Genomic DNA, 22,985 nt, shown 5'->3' on the forward strand with positions numbered 1-22,985 from the left:
CATGAGGACCCCGCGCCCGCCGGCCGCGCGCATCAGGTGGTACGCGCCGACCTGCGGGGCGAGCCGGCCCGCGACCTCGCTCATCGGGGCGAGCAGCGGCAGCGAGCGGTCGGGCAGCTGCACGGTCTCGTAGGCGATCGCCGTCGTGCCCGACGCGAGCAGCGCGTCGGTGCAGGAGCGCGACGCCGCGAGGTGCAGGTAGGTGAACAGCACCTGGCCGGAGCGCAGGCGGTGGTGCTCCTCCTCGACGGGCTCCTTCACCTTCAGCAGCAGGTCCGCGCTGCCCCAGACCTCGTCGACGTCGGCGAGCACCTTGGCGCCCGCGTGCTCGAAGTCGGCGTCGGGAAGGGAGCTGCCGAGGCCGGCACCGGCCTCGACGAGCACCTCGTGCCCCTGCACGACGAGCTCGTGGACACCCGCCGGCGTCAGGGCGACGCGGTACTCGCGGTTCTTCACCTCGCGGGGAACACCGATGCGCACGACGGGACCTCCAGGCTGGGCGGGTGCGGACCCGACCAGCATGAAGATCGATCGCGCAGGCCGCAACGAACCCGCAGATCCTTCGGTAGCGTCGACCTGTGGACGCGAACGGTGCGGGAACCGGCCCCGCGCGGGGCCCGGCACCGAAGAACCTGCGGGCCGTCGTGGACCCCGTCGACCGCGCGATCCTGCGCGTCCTGGCCGAGGACGCGCGGACGACGAACCAGTCCCTCGCGCAGCAGGTGGGGATCGCCGCCTCGACGTGCCTCCTGCGGGTCCGCGCGCTGCGCGAGTCCGGGGCCATCCGCGGGTTCCACGCCGACGTGGACCCGGCCGCGCTGGGCCTGGAGCTGCAGGCGATGATCGCGGTCCGCCTCGCGGCGCACGCGCGCGGCAGCATGGGCCCGTTCGTGGCCCGCATCCGCCGCCAGCCCGAGGTCGTCGACGTGTACTTCGTCGCGGGCGCCAACGACTACCTGCTGCACGTCGCGGTGCCGGGGACCTCCGACCTGCGCGACTTCGTGGCCGAGCACCTCAGCCGGGACCCCGACGTCGCGCTGACCGAGACCAGCCTGATCTTCGAGCACACCCGCGCGGTGGGCCGGCTCTGACGTCGCGCCCCTGACGTCGCGCCCCGAGGTCGCGGCCTCCCCCGCCCACCGCGAGGATCGGTCGTCCGACCCGCAGCGAGGAGGCCGACCGTGCCCGACCCGACCACCCCCCTGGCGACGCGCCGCCTCGGCCGCTCCGGCCTGGAGGTCAGCGCCGTCGGCCTGGGCTGCTGGGCCATCGGCGGCGCGATGGCCGCAGGCGACCAGCCGCTGGGCTACAGCGGCACCGACGACGCGGAGTCCACCGCGGCCCTGCACCGCGCGGTCGAACTGGGCGTGACCCTGCTCGACACCGCCGACGCCTACGGCGCGGGCCACAGCGAACGGCTGCTCGCCCCGGTCCTCGCGGCGCACCCGCACGTGCGGGTCGCGACCAAGTTCGGCAACACCATCGACGAGCAGGCCCGGCAGCTGACCGGGACCGACGTCTCGCCCGACTACGTGCGCCGCGCGGCGGACGCGTCCCTGGGCCGGCTGGGGCGCGAGCGCCTAGACCTCTACCAGGTGCACAGCCCCGACATGTCGGGCGAGCAGGCGGCCGACCTGGTCGAGGCGCTCGAGGGCCTGGTCGAGGCGGGCAAGGTCGCCTGGTACGGGGTCAGCACCGACGACCCGGAGCTGCTGCGCCCCTTCGTGTCCGGCCCGCACTGCACGGCCGCCCAGGTCCAGCTCAACGTCTTCGACGCGAACCCCGCGATGCTCGAGGCCTGCCGCGCGGACGACCTGGGCGTGCTGGTCCGCTCACCGCTGGCCATGGGTCTGCTCGGCGGCCGCTACGACGCCACGACGCAGCTGCCGGCGCACGACGTGCGCGGCCGGCAGCCGGAGTGGCTGCGGTGGTTCGCCGACGGCCGACCCGCGCCGGACTTCCTCGAGCGCCTCGACGCCGTGCGCGGCGTCCTGACCTCCGGGGGCCGCACGCTCGCGCAGGGCGCCCTGGCCTGGATCTGGGCGCACGACGCCGGCGCCGTGGCCCTGCCCGGCTTCCGCTCGCGCGCGCAGGTGGAGGAGAACGTGGGCGCGCTGGTGACCGGCCCGCTGAGCGAGGCGGAGCACCGGGCGGTCGAGATCGCGCTCGGGCGGGACGGGGGCTGACGGTCCCGCTGCCCGCAGGGTCGAGGCAAGCGGTTGCCCAGTCCGTACCGGGGCCCGGGTGCAGCGGAACTGTCAGCCCGGTCGCGCGATCACGTCCGGGGAGGGGTCACCAGCAGAGGCAGAAGGGGTGGCCGGCCGGGTCGGCGTAGACCTGGAAGCCCTCCTCGGCGTCGAGGTCGTCGGCGGCCTGCAGCAGCCGGGCCCCCGCGGCCACGGCGTCCGCGTGCGCGGCCCGGACGTCCTCGACGACGAGGTCCAGGTGCACCTGCTGCGGGTCGCCGTCGGGCCACCGCGGCGGGACGTGGTCGGGCGCGAGCTGCACGGCGACGCGGTCCTCGCCGTCGACGGAGACCGTGTGCCAGGCGTCGCCCGCCTCGACCGTCCCGCCCAGCAACCGGGCCCAGAACCCGCTCTCGGCCGCGAGGTCGGCGGCGTCGAACACGACCAGCTGGCGAAGGATCCGCATCCGCTGGATCGTTCCACGCGCGACCGCCGCCGGGGAAGGTCAGCCGCCGAAGGACCGCGCGACCAGGGGCAGCGCGGCCGTCATCACGAGCGCGTTGAGGACCATCGCCGCGCTCGACCACCCGCCCGCGACCTCGGACTCGGCGAGCGCGCGCGAGGTCCCGATGCCGTGGGAGGTGAGGCCGATCGCGAAGCCGCGGGCCCGCGGGTCCCGCACGCGCACCAGGCTCAGCAGGGCGGGGCCGACGACGGCGCCGAGGACCCCGGAGACCAGCGTCAGGACCACGGTGAGGGTGGCGACGGCGCCGATGGTGTCGGCCAGGGTGAGCGCGACGGGCGTGGTGACCGAGCGGGGCAGCGCCGTGCGGACGAGGTCGTCGGCGACGCCGAGCACCTCCAGGGCCCCCACCGTGACGCCGACGCTCACGAGGCCCGTGACGAGCAGGGTGACGAGCACGGCCGAACGCGCGACGAGCAGGGCCCGACCCTCCCGCAGCAGCGGCAGGGCCAGCGCGACGGTCGCCGGGCCGAGCAGGAGCGTGAGGACGGAGACCGACGCCAGGTACTCGCGGTAGCCGATCCCGAGCACCTCCAGGGCGACGGCGACGACGACCGTGGCGACGAGGACGGGGGCGAGCACCGCCGGCCGGCCCAGGCGGCGGTGCAGCTCCCCCGCGCCGAGGTAGGCGAGCAGCGTCAGGGCGAGGCCGAAGGCGGGGGCGTGCACGAGGGCGGTCACGCGGGAGGGGTCCCGCGCCGGGCGCTGCGCCGCAGCAGCGCCTGCAGCACGACGCCGGCGACGACGAGGCCGGCCGCGAACGAGCCGGCGACCGCGAGCGCCAGCGGGCCGGCGGCCGAGGCCAGGCGCGAGGACTCGGTGACGATGCCGACCCCGGGCGGCACGAACAGCAGCTGCAGGTGCCGCAGCAGCGGGTCCCCCGCGGGCTCGACGCGCCGGCGCAGGCCGCGGTGCCGCGCGCCGAGGGCGACCAGGAGGACCAGCCCGACGACCGCGCCGGGCACGGGGAGGTGCAGCACGGAGACCAGCAGCGTCCCCAGCAGCTGCAGCGCCAGGAGCACCCCGAGGGCGGCGAGCCCGGCCGGGACGTGCGCTCCCCAGCCGCGCTCGGACGGGTCGCGGGCGGCGGGTGCGGACACGCGGGACAGGGTGCCAGCCCGCGGTCCCACCGGCCGACGGACGCCCTTGCCTGTGGTCAGACCACAGCGGTACCGTCGTGGCGACCGCACGCCGCCGTGGAGGAGACGCCCCATGCCAGGAGTCCAGCGCCAGATCCCCAAGTGGTCCGAGCTGAAGCCGCTGATGCGCCCCAAGCCCGTCGAGCTGGACGCCACCAAGCGGCGCCTGGACGCGGCGCTGACGATCGCCGACCTGCGGGCCGTGGCCAAGCGGCGCACCCCGCGCTCGGTGTTCGACTACACCGACGGCGCGGCCGAGCGCGAGATCAGCCTGGGCCGCGCGCGCCGGCTCTTCGCCGACCTGGAGTTCCGCCCCGCGATCCTGCAGGACGTGTCCACGATCGACACGACCACGACGATGCTGGGCAAGCCCGCGGCGCTGCCGTTCTCCTTCGCCCCCACGGGGTTCACGCGGATGATGCACCACGAGGGCGAGCGCGCCGTCGTCCGCGTGGCCGAGCGCAACGGCATCCCCTACGCGCTGTCGACCATGGGCACGACGTCGATCGAAGACGTGACGGCGGAGGCCCCGGACGCGCGCAAGTGGTTCCAGCTCTACGTCTGGAAGGACCGCTCGGCGGGCGAGGACCTCATGGCCCGCGCGAAGGCCGCGGGGTTCGACGCGCTGCAGCTCACCGTGGACGTGCCCGTCGCGGGAGCCCGGCTGCGCGACACCCGCAACGGGTTCTCGATCCCGCCGGCGCTCACGGCGAAGACCGTGCTCGACGCGTCGCTGCACCCCGCGTGGTGGATGAACCTGCTGACCACGGAACCCCTGACGTTCGCGTCGCTGAACGCGTGGGACGGCACGGTCGCGGAACTCCTGGACAAGCTGTTCGACCCGACCATGACCATGGCCGACCTCGAGTGGCTGCGCGCCTCGTGGGACGGCCCGCTCGTCATCAAGGGCATCCAGACCGTCGACGACGCCATCAAGGTGACCGAGGCCGGCGCGGACGCGATCGTGCTGTCCAACCACGGCGGCCGCCAGCTCGACCGCGCGCCCGTCCCGCTGCGGCTGCTGCCCGACGTCAAGGACGCGGTCGGCGGGCGCACGGAGGTGTGGCTGGACACGGGCATCACGAGCGGCGCCGACGTCGTGGCCGCGATCGCCCTGGGCGCGGACGCGACGATGGTCGGGCGCGCCTACCTGTACGGGCTGATGGCGGGCGGTGAGCGCGGCGTGCAGCGGGCCGTCGACATCCTGCGCAAGGAGGTCGTGCGGACGATGCAGTTGCTGGGCGTCAACCGCATCGACGAGCTGGGCCCGCAGCACGTCCGGCTGCCCTGAGGCGGTGCGCGGTCAGGGCTCCGCGGTCAGGGGGAGGAGACCCGGCGCCGGACCGCACCGGTCGTGACCGCCTCGCGGTCGAGCGCTCACACGTTCACCCCGAGGACGGCGACGCCCAGGCCCGCGGCGACGACGACGGCGGCGAGGGCGGCCCACCGGAGGGGTCGCCGCGTCCGACCGACGGGTTCGAGCCCCACGCCCACACCCAGGAACAGGAGCATGCCGCCGAAGAGGATCGACGGGCGGTCGTGCGCGCGGGCCAGCGACCAGACGCCGACGAGCACGCAGAAGAGGGCACTGCCGACGGTCCACCGGTCGACCGTCCTGGGAGGAGGACCACCTCGGCCGCGAGCTGTGTTGGCCATGCCGGTGATGGTCTCAGGCAACCGTCGGAGGCACCACCCCTCAGACAGGTCCTCAGGCGAAGACCTCGCCCGTGAGCAGCTCGTAGGCCTCGACGTAGCGGGCGCGGGTGCGCTCGACGACCTCGGCGGGCAGGGGCGGCGGGGGCGCGTCGGCCGACCGGTCCCAGCCCGAGGCCGGCGACGTGAGCCAGTCGCGGACGATCTGCTTGTCGAAGCTGGGCTGCGAGCGCCCCGGTTCCCACTCCGTGAGCGGCCAGTACCGCGAGGAGTCGGGCGTGAGGACCTCGTCGCCCAGGACGGTGCGGCCGTCGTGGCGGCCGAACTCCAGCTTGGTGTCGGCGAGCAGGATCCCCTGCGCCGCAGCGACCTGCTCGGCGCGCCGGTAGACGGCGAGGGTCAGCTCGCGCAGCTCGTGCGCCGCGTCGGCCCCGACGGTGGCGGCCACCGCCTCGAACGGGACGTTCTCGTCGTGCTCGCCGAGGCGGGCCTTCGTGGCGGGGGTGAAGATCGGCTCGGGCAGCCGCGAACCGTCCACGAGCCCGGCGGGCAGCGGCACCCCGCACACGGCGCCGCCCGCGCGGTACTCCACGAGCCCCGACCCCGTGAGGTAGCCGCGGGCGACGCACTCGACGGGGAACATCTCCAGCCGCCGGCACAGCATGGCCCGCCCGGCGACGGCGGCGGGCACGTCGGTGGACACCACGTGGTGGGGCACCAGGTCCGCGAGCAGGTCGAACCACCACAGCGACAGGGCCGTGAGCACGCGGCCCTTGTCGGGGATCGTGCTGGCCAGGACGTGGTCGAAGGCGGAGATCCGGTCGCTCGCGACGACGAGGACGACGTCGCCCGCCTCGTGCTCCCCGTCGGGCAGGTACAGGTCGCGCACCTTGCCGGAGTAGGCGTGCCGCCAGCCCGGGAGCTCGACGGGCGTCACCTCGAGGCCGCTCACGCCGTCGCCGCCTCGAGCGCGATGTCGCGGCGGAACCGCGAACCGGCCAGGTCGATCAGCCCGACCGCCTCGTAGGCCGCGGCCCGGGCCTCGCCCAGGTCGTGGCCCGTGCCGAGGACGGAGAGGACGCGCCCGCCCGAGGCGACGATCCCCGTCCCGTCGGGGGCGAGCCTCGTGCCGGCGTGCAGGACGGCGGCGCCGTCGACGCGCCCGGCCGCGTCGAGGCCGTGCAGCGTCCCCCCGAGCTGCGGGTCCTCGGGGTAGCCGGGGGCGGCGAGCACGACGGTCACGGCCGCCTCCTCCCGCCAGCGCAGGTCGGGCTGGACGTCGAGCGCGCCGGTCGCCGCGGCGTGCAGCAGTCCGCCCAGCGGGGTCGCGAGGCGGGCGAGCACCACCTGCGTCTCGGGGTCGCCGAAGCGGACGTTGAACTCGATGACCCGCACGCCCCGCGACGTCAGGGCGAGGCCGCAGTAGAGGACGCCGCCGAAGGGCGTGCCCCGCTTGGCCATCTCCGTCACGACGGGCTGGGCGATGCGCTCGACGACCTGCTGGGCCAGGTCCGCCGGCGCCCAGGGCAGGGGCGAGTAGGCGCCCATGCCGCCGGTGTTCGGGCCGGTGTCGCCGTCGCCCGCGCGCTTGAAGTCCTGCGCCGGCGCCAGCGCGAGCACGGCCTCGCCGTCGGTCAGGCAGAACACGGACACCTCGGGGCCGTCGAGGAACTCCTCGACGACGACGGGTCCGTGCTCCAGGCAGCGCCGCGCGTGCGCCAGCGCCTCCTCGCGGTCGCCCGTGACGACGACCCCCTTGCCCGCGGCCAGCCCGTCGTCCTTGACGACGTGCGGCGCCCCGAAGGCGTCGAGGGCGTCGGCCACCTCGGCCTCGCTCGTGCACAGGTGCGCCATGGCGGTCGGCACGCCCGCCGCGGCCATGACCTCCTTGGCGAAGGCCTTCGACCCCTCCAGCCGGGCCGCGGCCGCGGAGGGGCCGAAGCACGCAGTGCCCGCCGCCCGCACCGCGTCCGCGACGCCCGCCACCAGCGGCGCCTCCGGGCCGACGACGACGAGGTCCGCGCCGAGGCGCGCCGCGAGGGCCGTCACGGCCCCCGGGTCCTCGACCGCGACGGGTTCGCAGGGCGCGACCCCGGCGATCCCCGCGTTGCCCGGGGCGGCGACGACGCGGTCCACCCCCGGGTCGTCGAGGAGGGCCCGCACGAGTGCGTGCTCACGGGCTCCGGAGCCGATGACGAGGACGTCCACGTCGACGGAGCCTAGAGGTCGGGGACCAGCGCGGGCGCGCGCCGCGGGCGCGGTGGTGCGGGAGGATCACGACCGTGCCCCGCAGCGTCCCGGTCCCCCTGGCGGTGCGCCGCCGGCTGCGCGCCGGGGCGCGCCGCTTCGACGGGTCGTGGTGGCAGATCCTGCAGTGCGGTCTCGGCGCGGGCGTCGCGTGGATCCTGGCGCAGGTCCTGTGGGGGCAGCCCTACCCCGTCTTCGCGTGCTTCGCGGTCGTCGTCTGCCTCGGGGTGTCGAACAACCAGCGGCTGCGCCGGGTCGGGGAGCTCGGCGTGGGCGTCTCCCTGGGGGTCCTCATGGGCACCCTGATCGCCCGGGCGATCGGCCACGGCGCCGTCCAGATCGCCGTCATCGTCGTGCTCACCATGGCGATCGCCCGCTTCCTCGACGGCGGCAACCTCATCGTCAACCAGGCTGCGCTGCAGTCGGTCTTCATCCTGGCGCTGCCGCCGGCGCCCGGTGGGGGCCTGGGGCGCTGGCTGGACGCCATGACCGGCGTCGCCGTCGCGCTGGCCATCGCGGCCGCGCTGCCCGCCGACCCGCGCCGCGACGTCCGCGGCCGGGCGCTGGCCTACGCGGGCCACCTCGCGGACCTGCTGGAGGACGCCGCCCGCGCGGTCCGCGACCACGACGCGGGGGTCGCCGAGGCCACGCTCGCGAGCGCGCGGGGCACGCAGTCCGAGCTCGACGGCTGGGCGACGTCGGTGGCCGCGGGCGAGGAGGTCCACCGGCTGTCGCCGCTGCGCCGCCGCGGCCGTCCGGAGCTCGTGCAGCAGCACGACCTGCTCGACGGCATGGACCGCGCGACGCGCAACATCCGGGTCGCGCTGCGCCGCATCACGACCGCGCTCGAGTACGGCGAGGAGCTGCCCCCGGCGCTCGCGGGCGCCTTCGAGCAGCTCGCGGCCGCCGTGCGCGCGCTGGGGGAACCGGCCTGGGAGGGCGAGACGATGCCGCCGTCGGTCGCGGGCCTGCAGGAGCTGGCCGTCCAGCTCGGGCCGCGCACGCTGGGCGCGACGACGCTCTCCGCCACGGTCGTCGTCGCGCAGCTGCGCTCCGCCGTCGTCGACCTGCTCCAGGCGCAGGGGGTGCCGCCCGAGGAGTCGCACCGGCTGCTGCCGCAGTGACGCGCCCCGCACGGGGGAGCCGTCACCGGTGGTCTCTGGAAAGATGCCCGCCATGAGCACGCTCGCCCTCGAAGGGGCCTCGACGACCAACGGGCCCATCACCAAGTACGCCCGGGCCGTGGGGGGCTTCCTGGTCCTGCTCGGGGTCCTCAGCCTCGTGCCGGGGATCACCACGAACTACGCGGGGATGGGCTTCTACTCCTCCGAGGCGCAGCTGTTCGGGCTCTTCACGACCTCGATCGTGGCCAGCGCCGTGTACCTCGGGACGGGCGCGTGCTGCATCGCCTTCTCGACGTCGCCGCGCCAGGGCCACAAGACGGTCGTCCTGACCGGGCTGCTGTTCATCGTCGTCGCGGTCGGCGGGGCCGGCCTCGTCGTGAACCCCTCGCCGCCGCTGCCCGTCAACGAGGCCAGCAACTGGCTGCACCTCGTCATGGGCTTCCTCATCCCGATGGGCGCCGCCCGGGCCCGCGCCAAGCACGTCGAGAAGTACGGCGTCTTCTGAGCCGGAGCGCTCCCGAGGCCCTGCGGGCCGTCGTCGTCGACCTCGACGGCACGCTCTTCGACCACCCCGGGGCCTCGCGCGACGGGTTGCGGGAGTGGACGTCCGGGCTGGGCGTGACCCTCACCCCCGCGCTCTCCGACGCCTGGGCCCGCGCCGAGGACCGGCACCACCGCGCGTGGCGGGAGGGGCGGGTCCCCTTCGACGAGCACCGGCGCCGCCGGTTGCGCGAGTTCCTGCCGCTGGCCGGGCTCCCCGTGGGCGACGACGCCCGGCTCGACGAGCTGTTCGCGGCGGGGTACCTGACGGCGTACCGCCGGCACTGGCGCGGCTACGACGACGTGGAGGCCGGCCTCACCGCCGTCGCGGACGCCGGGCTGCGGATCGCGCTGCTGACCAACGGCATGCCGGAGCAGCAGCACGCGAAGCTGGCGGCGCTCGGCCTCTCCGGCCGTGTGGGGCCCGTGCTGACCGCCGGGGGCCTCGGTGTCGCGAAACCCCGCCGCGAGGCCTTCGCGGCCGCGTGCGCCGCGGTCGGGACGCCGGCGTCCGCCACGCTGCACCTGGGCGACGACCACCCCGTCGACGTGGCCGGCGCCCGCGCCGCCGGCCTGCGCGCCGTCCACCTCGACCGCACGGGTACCGGCCCGCCCGGCGAGACGGAGCGCCTCGCCTCGCTGCACGAGCTCGCGACCTACCTGGACACCGCCCGGCTCAGGCGCTGAGCGGCAGCCACAGCTGGACCTCCTCGCGCAGGTCGTCGGCGGCCAGGCGCAGGGCCCGCGGGTGGCGGCCGTACTCCCGCCACCCGAACCGCTCGTAGAAGGCCTCCGTCCCGGTGCCGCCGCGCACCGTGAGCACCAGGTGGTCCAGCTCCCAGTCCTCGCGGCCGCAGCGCGCCACCTCCGCCATCAACCGCGCCCCCACGCCCGTGCCGCGGGCGGCCGGCGCCGTCTGCACGCGCGTCACGCTGCCCCAGTGACCGGCGATGCGGCGCTCCGGGCGGGTGAGCGAGAGCCAGCCGGCGAGGTCGCCGTCGACGTGCGCCGTCAGCAGCCCCGCCCGCCGCGGTGCGAGGCCCGCGACGAGCGCCGTGAGCGCCGGGGCGACGTCGGCGGCCGCCACCGGCAGGTCGGGGAAGCCGACCGCACCCCCCGCGTTGCTGACCTCCACCCAGCACGTCAGCACCTGCTCCCGCAGCGCCGGGGACACCTCCTGCGGTGCGCAGCACCAGGTCAGCTCGACGTCGGTCACGCCGGGAGCCTCGCGCACCCGGCGTCGCCGGCGCACGCGGGGTGGCGGCACGGACGGTGACGCGTCCACCGAACGGGTGCCGACCGTCCGGGGGACGCCCCTCACGCTCCGCGGCCGGACGTGCGCATGCTGGTGGGGCCGGGTGCGCGTCGGTCCACGACCGCGCTCCGGAGCCACCCGACCACGAGCGCGGCCCGCTGCCCGGGCTGCGCCCAGCACCACCAGGAGCCCACGTGACCGCAGTCGACGTCCAGCGCCTCACCCCTGCCGTGGCCGACCACACGCGCGACCCGTTCCGCGCGCCCACCGTCGAGGTCCTGGCCCCGCCGCAGCCCGGTGACCTGCTGGACACCCGCACGGCGCACGGCCTGTTCGAGCAGATCGGGTGCGCGACGGCGGAGGGGCTCTACACCTACCAGCTCCCGCTGTCGCAGCGGGCGAGTGCGCGCACCGCGGTCCTGGACCAGCCCGTGACGATGTTCTCCAGCTACGGCTACCTCGGGCTCAACGGCCACCCGCGCGTCGACGCGGCCGCGCAGGCAGCCGTGGCCCGGTACGGCACCACCCCCGGCGGCGTCCGCCTCCTGACCGGCACGCTGCAGCTGCACCAGGAGCTCGAGACGGAGCTGGCGCGGTTCCTGGGCACGGGTTCCGCGTCGACGTACGCGTCGGGCTACGACGCGAACCTCGCCGCGATCGCGTCGCTGTTCGGGCCCCGCGACCACGTCCTGCTCGACCAGTACGCCCACCGCAGCCTGGCCGACGCGGCCGTCCTCTCCGGGGCGCGCACGGAACGCTTCCGGCACAACGACCTCGCGCGCCTCGAGGCCCGCCTGGCCGACCTCACCTCGGAGGGACCGGCGCGGATCCTCGTCGTCGTCGACGGCGTGTACTCGATGGAGGGCGACCTGGCGCCGCTGCCGGAGCTCGTGGCGCTCAAGCAGCGCTACGGCGCGTTCCTCCTGCTGGACGAGAGCCACGCGTTCGGCGCCATCGGTGCGACCGGCCGCGGCACCTGCGAGGCCACCGGGGTGGACCCGCGCGACGTCGACCTCATCACGGGCTCGCTGGCCAAGGCGGTCCCCTCGTCCGGGGGTTTCGTGGCCGGGAGCGCTGCGCTGCAGGTGTTCCTCCAGCACGGCAGCGCCCCCTACGTGTTCTCGGGCGCGCTGTCGCCCGCGAACTCCGCCGCGATCCTGGAGACGCTGCGGGTGGTCGACGACGAACCGGGGCACCTGCGGCGCCTGCACGAGAACACCGGCCGGCTCGTGCGCCTGCTCACCGACCTCGGGCTGGACCTCCCCCCGGGCAGCGGGAGCAGCCCCGTCGTGCCGCTGCTGCTGGGCGACTCCCGGCGCACGCAGCAGTGGGCGGCGTGGCTGCTGGAGTTCGGCATCGCGACGAGCGCGGTGCTGCACCCGGCCGTCCCGCACGGCCGCGGGCGCCTGCGCCTGTGCGCCACGGCGGCGCACACCGAGGCGGACTTCGCGCTGCTCGAGGCCGGGCTGCGCGCCTGCCTCGCGCGGGAGGCGCTCGCCTGACCCCGCTGCCGACGTCCCGCAGGTCCCCCTGCGTGACGACGGCGGCGGTCAGGGGGTGGGGACCGGGGGGCCCGGTGCCGCGTCCGCCCCCAGGTCGGCCAGCAGGTCGCCGAGCGCGCCGTAGCGCTCGGCGACCTCGCCGAACGGCAGCTGCCGCAGCGATCCCGGGTCGTCGAGCTCGTCCCACGTCCGGGGCGCTGCGGCGCAGGGGTTCTCGCGGCCCCGCGGGGAGTAGGGGGCGATCGTCGTCTTCGCGGTGTTGTTCTGGCTCCAGTCCAGCAGCACCTTGCCGCCGCGCAGGACCTTCGTCATGCGGCTGACGACCAGCGCGGGGTGCCGGGCCTCCAGCTCCTCGGCGAGGCGCTTGGCGTACTGCCGCACCAGCTCTCCGTCCTGGTCGCCCGCGAGCCGCGCGTACAGCTGCATGCCCTTGCTGCCCGAGGTGACGGGGTGGCAGGTGAAGCCGTCCTCGGCCATGCGCTCGCGCACGAGGTGCGCGAGCTCGGCGCACTCGGCGAGCCCGGCGCCCTCCCCCGGGTCGAGGTCGACCACGAGGCGGTCCGGCGCGAGCACCGCCCCGTCCTCGGTGACCTGCCACTGCGGCACGTGCAGCTCCAGCGCCGCGAGGTTCACGAGCCAGACCAGGCCGGCCAGGTCCTCCACCAGCGGGTAGACGACGGTCTCCCGCTTCTTGGTGCTGCCGGGGGAGTCGACCTCGACGGTGCGGACCCACTCGGGCACCCCGCGCGGCACGTTCTTCTCGAAGAACGTGGGGCCGCGGACCCCGTCCACCCACCGCTTGCGGGTCACGGGCCGCCCGCGCAGCTGCGCGAGCAGCGCGGGCGCGACGGCCTGGACGTAGCCGATCACCTCGGCCTTCGTCGTCCCGGTCGCGGGGTACAGCACCTTCTCCAGGCGCCGCAGCACCAGCCGGCGCCCCTCCACGTCGACCACCTGCTCCTCGGCGGAGACCACGGCTCACTCCTCCCGGACGTCGTCGGGTCGCAGGTCGCTGCGCACGCCGCGCAGCACGGGGTGGCGCAGCCGACCCCCGGGGGTCCGGCCGAGGTGGCGCACCTCGACCACGGTGGTGGGGGCGACGAAGCGCGCCCCCGCCGCGTCGGCGCGCGGGACCGCCACGGCGGGCCGGTCGACGTCGCCGCCTCGCAGCGCGGCGCGCAGGTCCTTCTCCATCGCCGCCCCGAGACCGCTGCCGGCACGGCCCACGAACCGCAGGGCGCCGTCCGCGCCGGGCACGGCGAGCAGGAGCGCGCCGATCCGGTCGGTGTCCTGCGTCCCGCGGCCCTCCACGCCCCGCCAGCCGACGACGACGCAGGACTGCAGCAGGCGGTGCGCGTGCTTGACCCAGTCGGGGCTGCGACGGCCCGGCTGGTACTGCGCCTCGCGGCGCTTGGCGACGACGCCCTCCAGGCCCTGCTCCTGCGTGGCCGCGAGGAGCACGTCCGCGTCGGGGTAGACGGGCGAGACCTGCCACGCGGACCCGCTGGGGTGCAGCCGGTCCAGGGACTCGCGCCGCTCCTGCCACGAGCGGTCGAGCAGCTCGACGCCGTAGAGCCGCAGGACGTCGAAGGCGATGAGCGTCACGGGCGTGCGGCGCGCGGCCAGGGCGGCCTGCCGGGCGTCGCGCACGTGCATCCGGTCGGCGAGCGCCGAGAAGGAGGGGACGCCGTCGGCGAGGGCGACCACCTCCCCGTCGAGCAGCACGTCGGCGTGCGCCTCGGCGAGGGCCGCGAACTCCGGGAACGTGGCGGACACGTCCCGGCCCGTGCGCGAGCGCAGGACGACCGCGCCCTCGTGCACGTCGGCGAGCACGCGCATCCCGTCCCACTTGACCTCGTAGGCCCACCGGTCGCCGTCGCGGGGCACCCCGGCCGCGGGCGCGGGGGTCGCGAGCATCGGGAGCACGTCCCCACTCTGCTGTCCGGCCCGGGTCCTGACCAGTGGGCCGCCCGGGCGGCGTGACCGCGCGCGGCGGGACAGGTTAGCCTGACCTCACCACGACGAGAGGGGGCGGCCATGGCCGCGAGCACGGCCGTCCGGACACGCGTCGCCGACGCGACCGAGCAGGCGCCCACCGACCCCGCCTACCGCCTCTTCGACGTCGCGGTGCGGCGCGTCGAGCGCGTCGGGGCCAGCTTCGTCCGCCTCACCTTCGGCGGTGAGCAGCTCGCGGCCTTCGGCGCGGGCGGTCACGACCAGCGGATCAAGGTCCTGCTGCCCCGGGGGGCGTTCGACGCCGCGCTCGCGCCCGCCACCGACTGGTACCTGTGGTGGCGGGCGCTGCCCGACGCCGACCGGCCCGTGATGCGCACCTACACGGTCCGCGCGGTCCGTCCCCACCTCCGCGAGCTCGACGTCGACTTCGTCCTGCACGGCGTCGCGGACGGGCACGCGGGCCCGGCGTCCGCGTGGGCCGCCGCGGTGGCCGTCGGCGACCGCGTCGTGCTGGCCGGCCCGGGGGCGGCGGGCACGGGGCGGATGTGGGGCGTGGAGTGGGCGCCGCCCCCCGAGGCCCGGACGCTGCTGCTCGCGGCCGACGAGACGGCCGTGCCCGCCGTGTGCGCGGTGCTGGAGTCCCTGCCCGCGGGCGTGCGCGCCACGGCGCTGCTCGAGGTGCCCGAGGTGGGCGACGTCCTCGAGGTGCGCTCCGACGCCGACCTCACCGTCGAGTGGCTGCCGCGGGCCCGGCCGCAGGGCGCGCACCCGCACGGTGAGCGGCTCGTGGCGCGCGTGCAGGAGGTCGCGGGCCGCCTGGTGGACGAGCAGACCCGCGCCCCGCAGCCCGGGGACGACGACGACACCGAGGCCGAGGCCGACGACACCGCCCTGCTGTGGGAGGTGCCGGAGCACGCGGTCGCCTCCGGCCCGGAGTGCCTGTACGCGTGGCTCGCCGGGGAGGCGGGTGTGGTCAAGCAGCTGCGCCGCCACCTCGTGCGCGAGGTCGGCGTGCCGCGGCAGAGCGTGGCCTTCATGGGCTACTGGCGCGAGGGCCGCCGCGAGGGCGAGTAGCCACCCCCGGCACGCCGGCCCGGACGAGGACCGCACGACGACCGCACGACCCGAGGAGCCGCAGGTGCCGAACCCGTTCCGCCGCAAGCCCGTCCCGGACCCCGGCGCCCCCGTGCGCCGGCAGCGCCGCGGCGTCGTGCAGCGCGTCGAGCGCCTCACGCCGCAGATGGTGCGCGTCGTGCTGGGTGGCAGCGACCTCGCGGACTTCACGGCGCCCGAGGCCGACTCCTACGTGAAGCTGGTCTTCCCCGTGCCCGGCGTCGCCTACGCCCAGCCGCTCGACGTGGCGGCGGAGAAGGCCTCGCGGCCGCGGGAGGAGTGGCCCGTGCTGCGCACCTACACGGTCCGGGCGGTCGACCCCGTCGCCGGCGAGCTGACGATCGACTTCGTGCACCACGGCGACGCGGGTCTCGCCGGGCCGTGGGCGGCGGCGGCGCAGCCCGGCGACGAGATCTGGCTCATGGGCCCCGGCGGGGACTACTCGCCGTCACCCGGCGCGCCGTGGCACCTGCTGGTCGGCGACGCGAGCGCCCTGCCGGCCATCGCCGCCTCGCTGGCCGCGATGCCCGCAGGGGCCACCGCTGTCGCCGTCGTCGAGGTGGCCTCGGCCGCCGAGCAGCAGGTGCTCACGAGCCCCGCGGACCTGCGCCTGCACTGGGTGCACTCCCCCGCCCCGGACCCCGACGCCCTCGCCGCGGCGCTGCGGACGCTGGACCTGCCGCCCGGAGTGCCGCACGCCTTCCTGCACGGCGAGGCCGACAGCGTCCGGCAGGTGCGGCGCTTCGTCCGCACCGAGCTGCAGGTGCCCCGCGAGCTCACCTCGGCGTCGGGCTACTGGCGCCGCGGGCGCACCGAGGAGGGCTGGCGCACCGAGAAGGCCGGCTGGAAGGCCGCCGTCGAGCAGGACGACGCGGCCGCCACCGCGTGACCCGCTGACGTCAGCGGGGTCCGGTCAGCGGGGCCCGGTCAGCGGGCGGCGGCCACCGCGGCGTCGTCCTCGCCGAGGAGCTGCCACGGGCGCACGACCAGCACGAGCACGGCGGCGCCGAGCGTGAGGCTCGCGAGGATGACGACGCCCAGCGCCCTCGCGTCGTTGCCGAGCAGCCCGACGAGCGGGGAGACGATCGCGCCGACGCCGAACTGGACGGCGCCGAGCAGCGCCGCGGCCGCGCCGGCGGTCTCGCCGTGGCGGGACAGGGCCAGCGCCGGGGCGTTCGGCAGCGCCAGGCCGGCCGCGAACAGGGTCACCCACAGCGGGGCGACGACCCCGGCCAGGCCGCCCGTGCCCGTGGTGGCGAGCACCAGCAGGACGAGGCCCGCGAGCAGACCCACTCCGGTGCCCGCGACCAGGACCTGCGCCGGCGCGAAGCGGCGCAGCGCCAGCGGGTTGAGCTGCGTCGCCGTGATCAGCCAGACGGCGCCGGCGCCGAAGAGCAGCCCGAACTGCTGCTGGTCGAGGCCGTACTGGTCCTGGTAGACGAACGAGGCGCCGGCCACGTAGCTGAAGAGCGCGGCCATCGTCAGCCCGGCCACGAGGACCAGGCCCAGGTAGGTGCGGTCGCGCAGCAGTCCGCGGTAGGTCTCGAGGCTCGTGCGCAGCCGCAGGGGTCGCCGCCGTGCGGGCGGCAGGGTCTCGCGCAGCGCGCGCCCGCCGACCAGCAGCAGGAGCACGCCGTAGACGGCCAGCACGACGAAGATCCCGCGCCAGGACGTGAACCGCAGCACCTCACCGCCCAGCGTCGGGGCGAGCACGGGGGCGGCGCCCATGACGAGGAACAGCCGGGACAGCATGGTCGCGGCGGCCCGGCCCTCGTAGAGGTCGCGCACGATCGCGAGGGCGACGACGGCCCCGGCCGCGGTGCCCACGCCCTGCAGCACGCGCAGGACGCCGAGGACGGCGATGTTCGGGGCCAGCACGACCAGCAGCGAGGCGAGGACGTGCAGGGCGGTGCCGGCGATCAGCGGCCGCCGCCGTCCGAGCGCGTCGGAGAGCGGCCCGATGACCAGCTGCCCGAGCGCGAGGCCCACCAGCGTGCCGGTGAGGGTGAGCTGGACGGCCGCCTCGGTCGTCTCGAGCTCGGTGACGATCGTCGGCAGGGCCGGCAGGTACATGTCGATGGTGAGCGGACCGACGGCGACGAACGCCCCGAGGACCAGCGCGTTGCGCGCCTGGCTCGGGGGCGCCGGCTCGGTGGGAGCCGTCGCGTCGGTGGCGGGGAGGTCCGTGAACGAGGTCATGGCGGTCTTCCGTCGCGGGGGCTGGGCGACCGGGCAGAGGGAGCCCGTGGCTCCCCGTCCACGCGGCTCCGGCGACAACCCGCCCGACGCCCGGATCCATTCCCGGACCGTCCCCCGGACGGCTCCGCGGGAGTTCAGGCGGCGGTCGCGAGCAGCGCGTCGCAGGCCGCGAGCAGCGCCCGCCGCAGCGGGGCCGCGCGCTCGGCGAACTCCCGCTGCGCGCGCACGTAGGCGGCCTTGCCCTCGGGCGTCTCGATCGCCACGGGCTCCAGGCCGAGGGAGGTCACGTCGTACGGCGAGGCCCGCATGTCCAGGACGCGGACGTCGCGGGCCAGCTCGTAGCAGTCCAGCAGCAGCTCGCCCGGGACGGCCGGCGACAGCTTCATCGCCCAGCGGTAGCAGTCCATCGTCGCGTGCAGGCAGCCCGGTTGCTCCAGCGCCGCCTGTGTGGACCGCGTGGGCTGCAGCTCGTTGCGGGGCACGGCGGTCGGCGTGAAGAAGCGGAACGCGTCGACGTGGCTGCAGCGGATGCGGTGGCCCTCGACCACGGCGTCGGTGCCGGCGTGCCCGAGGCGCAGGGGCAGGCCCGCGTGCCGCACCTCCTCGGGCGTGGCGCGGTGCACCATGGCCCACTCGTGCAGCCCGAAGCAGCCGAGCTGGGCGGGACGGGCGAGCGTCCCCGCCAGCACGGCCCGGGCCTGGCGCACCGTGGCCGCGCGCCCGGCGGCGAGCGCCGCGCCGTCGACGGCGACGCCTGCGGCCGTGCGGCGGTAGTGCGCCCACCCGGCGCGCTCCTCGGCGGCGGGGCCCGTCCCGCGCAGCTCCACCCTGAGCCCGGGGTGCCAGCGCCGCAGCCGTCCCGGCGCCCAGCTGTAGTAGGTGTGCAGGAAGTCCTCGACGGGGTGCGCCTCGTGCCGCTGCCGGCGCTCCCGGACCGCCGCGGTGAGCGCGTCGGCCCGCTGGGCGTGCGCCGCGGCGCGCCCGGTCCACTCCGCCTCGTCGAGCGATGAATCCCGCGCGGGGGCGGAGTCTGAGCCGTACGGTGGTGATCCAGTCGTCCGAAGGGGTCCAGCATGCGCGCGATCTGGAAGGGCGCGGTGTCCTTCGGGCTCGTCAACGTGCCCGTGCGGCTCTACGCCGCGACCGGCGAGCACGACATCCGCTTCCACCAGGTCCACCGTAGCGACGGTGGCCGCATCAAGATGAAGCGGACGTGCTCGCTGGACGGTGAGGAGATCGGCTACGACCAGGTCGCGAAGGGCTACGAGAGCCCGGACGGCAAGCTGGTCGTCCTCACCGACGAGGACCTCGCGGACCTGCCCGTGGCCAGCGGGCACGAGATCGACGTCATCCAGTTCGTCCCGGCGGACCAGGTCGACCCCGTCCTGCTGGCCAAGCCGTACTACCTCGAGCCCGAGGCGCGCGCCGCCAAGCCCTACGCGCTGCTGCGCGAGGCCCTGGCCGAGACCGACCGCATGGCCGTCGTGAAGGTCGCCCTGCGCCAGCGCGAGACCCTCGCGGTGCTGCGGGTGCGCGGCAAGGCGATCGTGCTGCAGACGATGCTGTGGCCGGACGAGGTGCGCGAGGCGGAGTTCGAGGTCCTCGACGCCGAGGTCGAGCTCCGCCCGCAGGAGATGCAGATGGCCGCCTCGCTGGTGGAGTCGCTCGCGGCGGACTTCCACCCCGAGGAGTTCGAGGACGAGTACTCCGTGGCCGTGCGCAACCTCATCGACGCGCGCCTCGAGGACGCGGACGCCGCTCCCGCCGCCGCGGCCGAGGACGACGGCGGCCGACGGGGCGGGGAGGTCGTGGACCTCCTCACGGCGCTGCAGCGCAGCGTCGAGCGGGCTCGTGGCGGTGGCGCGACGCCCCCGCCCGCCGAGGTGTCGCAGGACGCGCCGGCCGAACCCGCGCCGCGGACGGCGACGAAGCGGACCGCCGGAACGAAGAGCGCGGCGAAGACCACGGCGAAGACCACGGCGAAGAAGACGACCACGGCCGCGAAGGCGACCACGGCACGGAAGACGGCGACGAAGAAGACGGCGACGAAGAAGGCCGCGACGAAGAAGGCCGCCGCGGGGACGACGACCGCGGAGAAGCCGGCCCCGCGGAAGACCGCCGCGCGCAAGTCCGCCTGACGACGGGCCCGGCGGGGTCTCGCCGCGGTCAGCCGACGACGTCCTCGTGGTTGTGCAGCATCCGCCAGCGGCCGTCGTGGCGCACCCACACGCTGGTGTTCCGGACGTGCTCGTCGGGGCCGCCGGCGAGGCGGACGGTGAGCCGGTGCCGCAGGACGGCCGTGTCGCCCAGCACGTCCAGGAGCGGTTCGCTCGCCTCGATCGCGGTGACGGCGGGGCCACCGGCCGCCGGCGGGCGCTGCGCCCGCAGTCGCGCGAGGCCGTCCAGGCCGCGCACGAGCGGGTCGGCCGCGGAGTCCCACAGCGTGACGTCCGGGTGCAGGTGCGCGTCGCCGCGCGCCGGGTCGCCCGTGAGGTAGCCGGCGTAGACCTCGTGCAGCGCGGCCCAGACGGCGGCCGCGTCGGGGTGGTCGAGGTCGTCGGTGCGCACGCCCGCAGCCTGCCACCCCGCCGTGGTCGTGCGGACGGCTCACGCACGACCACGGGCGGGCGTGCCGTCAGCGGCGGGCGCCCTCGCTGTCGGGCAGGGTGACGACCTGCTGCCCCGGGGTGAGCTTGACGAGCTTGAGCGCCGGTTCGCGGCGCAGGTCGCGGACCAGCGCGACGCACAGCGCGACCATCACGAGCAGGAACGGCGTCGCGACGATGATCGTGACGTTCTGCAGGGCCACGAGGCCCCCCGCCTGCAGCAGCACGACGGCGACCGCACCCGTGAGCACGCCCCACATCGCGATGAGCCAGCGCCGGGGCTCGTCGGCGCCGAACGAGCACAGCGACGCCATGACGATGCTCGCGGCGTCCGCACCCGAGACGAAGAAGATCGCGACGAGGAGCACGACGACCACCGACGTCAGGGTGGCCAGCGGGTACTGCCCGAGCACGGCGAACATCTGCGACTCCTGCGCACCCTGGCCGAGGACGTCCAGCGCCCCGGTCATCTGCAGGTGCATCGCGGTGCCGCCGAAGACGCCGAACCACAGCAGGCTGACCAGCGTCGGGACGAGCATGACGCCGACGACGAACTCGCGGATCGTGCGACCGCGGGAGATCTTCGCGAGGAAGGCACCCACGAAGGGCGTCCACGAGATCCACCACGCCCAGTAGAAGATCGTCCAGCCGGACAGCCACTCACCGCCGCCGAAGGCCCCGGTCCGCACGCTCATGCCCGGCAGCGCGGCGAGGTAGTCGCCGGCCGCGTTCGGCACGAGGTCGAGGATGTAGACGGTGGGGCCGACGACGAAGAGGAAGAACAGCAGGCCCAGCGCGAGGACCATGTTGGTGTTCGAGAGCCACTTGACGCCGCGCTCGATGCCGCTGACGGCCGAGACGACGAAGCACAGGGTGAGCACCGCGATGATGGTGATCTGCACGCCCGTCCCCGTGGGCGTGCCGAACAGCTCGGTCAGCCCGCCGTTCATCTGGGCCGCACCCAGACCGAGCGAGACCGCCGAGCCGAAGATGGTCGCGAAGATGGCGAGCACGTCGATCGCGCGGGCCGCCCCCTTGGCGCGGGGGCCGCGCAGCAGCGGCGCGAAGGCCGCGCTGAACCCGCCCTCGCGGCCCTTGCGGTAGCTGGAGTAGGCCAGCGCCAGCCCGACCACCGCGTAGATCGCCCACGGGTGCAGGCCCCAGTGGAACAGCGAGTAGTTCATCGACATCGCCGCGGCCGCGTCGGACCCGGCGGCGACGCCCGCCTCGGGCGGCGTCATGAGGTGGGTCGCCGGCTCCGTGACGCCGTAGAACATCAGCCCGATGCCCATGCCGGCCGAGAACATCATGGCGATCCAGGACGCCCGCGAGTGCTCGGGCCGCTCGTCGTCGCGGCCGAGGCGCACGGTGCCGAGGCGGCTGAAGGCCAGCACCAGGGCGAGGACGACGAAGCCCGTGGCCCCGATGACGAACGCCCAGCCGACGTTGGTCGTGATGCCCGTCAGCAGCGCGGCCGACGCCGTCGCGAGCTGCTCGGGGACCGCGACGCCCACCACGAGCAGGACGAGCACGACGGCCAGGGAGACGACGAGCACGGGCCGGTCGACGGCGCGCCGCCGCCCCGGTGGTGCGGCCCCGGGTGGACCCGTCGCGGCGGTGCGGTCCTGAGGTTCCCTGACGGCCATGAGCGGTCCTTCCGGCGGCTGGCGCCCGCCACGGTCGTGGCGTGCGCTCGTTGCAGCGGTGCTGCGGGGTCGAGCGGTGCTGTCGGTCGAGGTGGGCTGTGGGGTCAGCCTCTCAGGCGAGCCGCTGCTCGACCCAGGCGTGGAAGGCCCCGATGTGGTGCTCGGAGGGCACCAGCACCCCGCCGTCGCGGTAGACGCGCGAGGACATGCCCGGCTGGCACCGCTCGCAGGCGTCGAAGTCCTGCTCGTTGACGCGGTGGAACAGCTCGACCGAGCGCTCGACGTCGCGGCCCGACGCGACGACGTCGGGCGCGTACAGCCAGTCGCACACGACCGTGGTGCGGTCGACGGCGGTCGGGAACATGCGGTGCACGATGACGTGGTCCGGCACGAGGTTGACGAACACCGTGGGCTTGACCGTGATGGCGTAGTAGCGGCGGTCCTGCTCCTCGGAGATCGTCGCGAGGCGCTCGAACCCCTCGGAGCCGTCCACGGTGAAGCCCTGCACCTCGGCGCCGAACTCGGCGCCGTGCCCCACGAAGTACTGCGCCGCGTAGCCGTCGGCGAACTCGGGCAGGACCTCGGTGAGCTCGGGGTGGATCGTGGCGCAGTGGTAGCACTCCATGAAGTTCTCGATGATGAGCTTCCAGTTCGCCTTCACGTCGTAGGTGATGCGGCGGCCGAGCCCCAGCTGCTCGACGCCGTAGGCCTCGATCGCGGCGAGGTCGCCGAGGCGCTCGACGACGGCGCCCTCGACGTCCGCCTCGAAGCTCGGCGGCTCCTCGGCCAGGCACAGCCACACGTACCCCAGCCACTCGCGCACGTGCACGGCCCGCAGCCCGTACTCCTCGCGCCCGACGTCCGGCATCTTCGTGAGGTTCGGGGCGGCGACCAGCCGGCCGTCGAGGTCGTAGGTCCAGGCGTGGTACATGCACTGGATGTTCCGCCGGACCGTGCCCGACTCCTCGGCGCACAGCTGCACCCCGCGGTGCCGGCAGACGTTGAAGAACGCCTTGACGGCGCCCGTGCGCGTGCGCGTCACGAGGATCGACTCGCGCCCCACCTGCACGGTCTGGAACCGCCCGGGGGCGTCCAGGTCGGCGGCCCGCACCGCGCAGAACCACATCTGCTCGAAGATGCGCTCCTGCTCGAGCGCGAAGACGCCCGGGTCGGTGTACCAGTGGCCACCCAGGGTGGGCAGGAGGCCCTCGGACAGCGGGGCCCTCGTGGTGTCGGTGCTCATGGGACTTCACCTCGGACGTCGGGGATGCGGGGTGGAGCGGGGCCGGGGCGGTG

At 75.5% G+C, this 22,985-nt stretch carries 25 protein-coding genes; 10 read left to right on the forward strand and 15 right to left on the reverse strand.

The annotated features are described in order from the left end of the window. Positions 1–522, reverse strand: a 522-nt coding sequence (locus tag GTR02_RS07315) for an alanine dehydrogenase (RefSeq protein ID WP_420814704.1), incomplete at its 3' end; no start/stop codon positions are given. Positions 523–578: 56 nt separating this feature from the next. Here GTR02_RS07315 and GTR02_RS07320 point away from each other — a divergent pair. Together GTR02_RS07320 and GTR02_RS07325 are read left to right on the forward strand one after the other, a co-directional pair. Next, a complete protein-coding gene (locus tag GTR02_RS07320) occupies positions 579–1,091 on the forward strand; it encodes an Lrp/AsnC ligand binding domain-containing protein (protein WP_166606826.1) in 513 nt (170 codons plus the stop codon). Between the two features lie 90 nt (positions 1,092–1,181). Then, a complete protein-coding gene (locus GTR02_RS07325; protein ID WP_338073645.1) occupies positions 1,182–2,186 on the forward strand; it encodes an aldo/keto reductase in 1,005 nt (334 codons plus the stop codon). Between the two features lie 106 nt (positions 2,187–2,292). Here the strand turns inward: GTR02_RS07325 and GTR02_RS07330 are convergent, their stop codons facing one another. Genes GTR02_RS07330 through GTR02_RS07340 form a run of 3 tightly spaced genes read right to left on the reverse strand, consistent with a single transcriptional unit; the run spans position 2,293 to position 3,809 of the window. Beyond that, the gene (locus GTR02_RS07330; protein ID WP_166606827.1) at positions 2,293–2,652 is read right to left on the reverse strand and encodes a VOC family protein; all 360 of its coding nucleotides are present in this window, start codon (positions 2,650–2,652) and stop codon (positions 2,293–2,295) included. A gap of 39 nt (positions 2,653–2,691) precedes the next feature. Continuing rightward, on the reverse strand, positions 2,692–3,390 hold the full coding sequence (locus tag GTR02_RS07335) for an LrgB family protein (protein WP_166606828.1): 699 nt from the start codon (positions 3,388–3,390) through the stop codon (positions 2,692–2,694). Continuing rightward, positions 3,387–3,809, reverse strand: coding sequence for a CidA/LrgA family protein (locus GTR02_RS07340; protein ID WP_338073646.1), 423 nt, complete (start codon positions 3,807–3,809; stop codon positions 3,387–3,389). Before GTR02_RS07340 ends, GTR02_RS07335 begins: the two co-directional genes overlap by 4 nt. A 112-nt stretch (positions 3,810–3,921) precedes the next feature. Here GTR02_RS07340 and GTR02_RS07345 point away from each other — a divergent pair, with 112 nt between their 5' ends. Beyond that, on the forward strand, positions 3,922–5,139 hold the full coding sequence (locus GTR02_RS07345) for an alpha-hydroxy acid oxidase (RefSeq protein ID WP_166606830.1): 1,218 nt from the start codon (positions 3,922–3,924) through the stop codon (positions 5,137–5,139). 86 nt (positions 5,140–5,225) lie between these two features. On the opposite strand, the gene GTR02_RS07350 is transcribed toward GTR02_RS07345, so the two are convergent. The 3 genes from GTR02_RS07350 to purD form a co-directional block, all read right to left on the reverse strand. Then, positions 5,226–5,423: a hypothetical protein gene (locus tag GTR02_RS07350; protein ID WP_166606831.1), complete on the reverse strand. Its 198-nt coding sequence runs from the start codon at positions 5,421–5,423 to the stop codon at positions 5,226–5,228. 133 nt (positions 5,424–5,556) lie between these two features. Next, positions 5,557–6,453, reverse strand: a complete 897-nt coding sequence (locus tag GTR02_RS07355) for a phosphoribosylaminoimidazolesuccinocarboxamide synthase (RefSeq protein ID WP_166606832.1) — start codon at positions 6,451–6,453, stop codon at positions 5,557–5,559. Beyond that, a complete protein-coding gene (gene purD, locus GTR02_RS07360; RefSeq protein ID WP_166606833.1) occupies positions 6,450–7,709 on the reverse strand; it encodes a phosphoribosylamine--glycine ligase in 1,260 nt (419 codons plus the stop codon). The genes GTR02_RS07355 and purD overlap by 4 nt, the downstream gene beginning before the upstream one ends. A 74-nt stretch (positions 7,710–7,783) precedes the next feature. On the opposite strand from purD, the gene GTR02_RS07365 reads away from it, so the two are divergent. Genes GTR02_RS07365 through GTR02_RS07375 form a run of 3 tightly spaced genes read left to right on the forward strand, consistent with a single transcriptional unit; the run spans position 7,784 to position 10,099 of the window. Continuing rightward, positions 7,784–8,872 (forward strand): FUSC family protein, encoded by a 1,089-nt coding sequence (locus tag GTR02_RS07365; RefSeq protein ID WP_166606834.1) that lies wholly within the window; start codon positions 7,784–7,786, stop codon positions 8,870–8,872. 52 nt (positions 8,873–8,924) lie between these two features. Then, positions 8,925–9,377, forward strand: coding sequence for a DUF4383 domain-containing protein (locus GTR02_RS07370; RefSeq protein WP_166606835.1), 453 nt, complete (start codon positions 8,925–8,927; stop codon positions 9,375–9,377). A 20-nt stretch (positions 9,378–9,397) separates the two neighbouring features. Continuing rightward, positions 9,398–10,099: an HAD family hydrolase gene (locus GTR02_RS07375; protein ID WP_166606847.1), complete on the forward strand. Its 702-nt coding sequence runs from the start codon at positions 9,398–9,400 to the stop codon at positions 10,097–10,099. Here GTR02_RS07375 and GTR02_RS24265 read toward each other — a convergent pair. Further along, positions 10,089–10,628, reverse strand: a complete 540-nt coding sequence (locus GTR02_RS24265; protein ID WP_166606836.1) for a GNAT family N-acetyltransferase — start codon at positions 10,626–10,628, stop codon at positions 10,089–10,091. The two genes, GTR02_RS07375 and GTR02_RS24265, sit on opposite strands and share 11 nt — an antisense overlap. Positions 10,629–10,861: 233 nt before the next feature. On the opposite strand from GTR02_RS24265, the gene GTR02_RS07385 reads away from it, so the two are divergent. Beyond that, on the forward strand, positions 10,862–12,169 hold the full coding sequence (locus GTR02_RS07385) for an aminotransferase class I/II-fold pyridoxal phosphate-dependent enzyme (RefSeq protein ID WP_166606837.1): 1,308 nt from the start codon (positions 10,862–10,864) through the stop codon (positions 12,167–12,169). Positions 12,170–12,217: 48 nt separating this feature from the next. On the opposite strand, the gene ligD (GTR02_RS07390) is transcribed toward GTR02_RS07385, so the two are convergent. Continuing rightward, the gene (gene ligD, locus GTR02_RS07390) at positions 12,218–13,144 is read right to left on the reverse strand and encodes a non-homologous end-joining DNA ligase (protein WP_166606838.1); all 927 of its coding nucleotides are present in this window, start codon (positions 13,142–13,144) and stop codon (positions 12,218–12,220) included. 3 nt (positions 13,145–13,147) lie between these two features. Further along, complete coding sequence (gene ligD / locus GTR02_RS07395) at positions 13,148–14,086, reverse strand: non-homologous end-joining DNA ligase (protein WP_166606848.1); 939 nt, start codon at positions 14,084–14,086, stop codon at positions 13,148–13,150. Positions 14,087–14,206: 120 nt separating this feature from the next. Between ligD (GTR02_RS07395) and GTR02_RS07400 the strand changes: the two genes are divergently transcribed. Further along, complete coding sequence (locus GTR02_RS07400; RefSeq protein ID WP_166606839.1) at positions 14,207–15,199, forward strand: siderophore-interacting protein; 993 nt, start codon at positions 14,207–14,209, stop codon at positions 15,197–15,199. A 112-nt stretch (positions 15,200–15,311) separates the two neighbouring features. Further along, complete coding sequence (locus GTR02_RS24270; RefSeq protein WP_420814705.1) at positions 15,312–16,127, forward strand: siderophore-interacting protein; 816 nt, start codon at positions 15,312–15,314, stop codon at positions 16,125–16,127. Positions 16,128–16,165: 38 nt separating this feature from the next. Here the strand turns inward: GTR02_RS24270 and GTR02_RS07410 are convergent, their stop codons facing one another. Then, positions 16,166–17,437, reverse strand: coding sequence for a multidrug effflux MFS transporter (locus tag GTR02_RS07410; RefSeq protein ID WP_166606841.1), 1,272 nt, complete (start codon positions 17,435–17,437; stop codon positions 16,166–16,168). Between the two features lie 134 nt (positions 17,438–17,571). After that, positions 17,572–18,264 carry a 3-methyladenine DNA glycosylase gene (locus GTR02_RS07415; protein ID WP_205708807.1) on the reverse strand — a complete coding sequence of 231 codons (693 nt, stop codon included), beginning with the start codon at positions 18,262–18,264 and terminating at the stop codon, positions 17,572–17,574. Between the two features lie 246 nt (positions 18,265–18,510). Here GTR02_RS07415 and ku point away from each other — a divergent pair, with 246 nt between their 5' ends. Then, positions 18,511–19,575 (forward strand): non-homologous end joining protein Ku, encoded by a 1,065-nt coding sequence (gene ku / locus GTR02_RS07420; protein WP_166606842.1) that lies wholly within the window; start codon positions 18,511–18,513, stop codon positions 19,573–19,575. A gap of 28 nt (positions 19,576–19,603) precedes the next feature. Here the strand turns inward: ku and GTR02_RS07425 are convergent, their stop codons facing one another. The 3 genes from GTR02_RS07425 to GTR02_RS07435 all read right to left on the reverse strand — a co-directional run bounded on the left by GTR02_RS07425 (position 19,604) and on the right by GTR02_RS07435 (position 22,932). Further along, entirely contained in the window at positions 19,604–20,005 is a 402-nt protein-coding gene (locus GTR02_RS07425) for a DUF4440 domain-containing protein (RefSeq protein WP_166606843.1), read from the reverse strand. 67 nt (positions 20,006–20,072) lie between these two features. Beyond that, complete coding sequence (locus GTR02_RS07430; protein ID WP_166606844.1) at positions 20,073–21,689, reverse strand: BCCT family transporter; 1,617 nt, start codon at positions 21,687–21,689, stop codon at positions 20,073–20,075. Between the two features lie 112 nt (positions 21,690–21,801). Next, positions 21,802–22,932 (reverse strand): aromatic ring-hydroxylating oxygenase subunit alpha, encoded by a 1,131-nt coding sequence (locus tag GTR02_RS07435; protein WP_166606845.1) that lies wholly within the window; start codon positions 22,930–22,932, stop codon positions 21,802–21,804. Positions 22,933–22,985: the final 53 nt, after the last annotated feature.

Source organism: Kineococcus siccus, from assembly GCF_009906795.1.
Classification (GTDB): domain Bacteria; phylum Actinomycetota; class Actinomycetes; order Actinomycetales; family Kineococcaceae; genus Kineococcus; species Kineococcus siccus.

Excerpts from the sequence above, each read along its gene's own strand:
- GTR02_RS07435 (WP_166606845.1), bottom strand. The coding sequence starts at position 22,932 with ATGAGCACCGACACCACGAGGGCCCCGCTGTCCGAGGGCCTCCTGCCC.
- GTR02_RS07430 (WP_166606844.1), bottom strand. The coding sequence starts at position 21,689 with ATGGCCGTCAGGGAACCTCAGGACCGCACCGCCGCGACGGGTCCACCC.
- GTR02_RS07345 (WP_166606830.1), top strand. The coding sequence starts at position 3,922 with ATGCCAGGAGTCCAGCGCCAGATCCCCAAGTGGTCCGAGCTGAAGCCG.
- ku (WP_166606842.1), top strand. The coding sequence starts at position 18,511 with ATGCGCGCGATCTGGAAGGGCGCGGTGTCCTTCGGGCTCGTCAACGTG.
- GTR02_RS07330 (WP_166606827.1), bottom strand. The coding sequence starts at position 2,652 with ATGCGGATCCTTCGCCAGCTGGTCGTGTTCGACGCCGCCGACCTCGCG.
- ligD (WP_166606848.1), bottom strand. The coding sequence starts at position 14,086 with ATGCTCGCGACCCCCGCGCCCGCGGCCGGGGTGCCCCGCGACGGCGAC.
- GTR02_RS07370 (WP_166606835.1), top strand. The coding sequence starts at position 8,925 with ATGAGCACGCTCGCCCTCGAAGGGGCCTCGACGACCAACGGGCCCATC.
- GTR02_RS07400 (WP_166606839.1), top strand. The coding sequence starts at position 14,207 with ATGGCCGCGAGCACGGCCGTCCGGACACGCGTCGCCGACGCGACCGAG.
- GTR02_RS07410 (WP_166606841.1), bottom strand. The coding sequence starts at position 17,437 with ATGACCTCGTTCACGGACCTCCCCGCCACCGACGCGACGGCTCCCACC.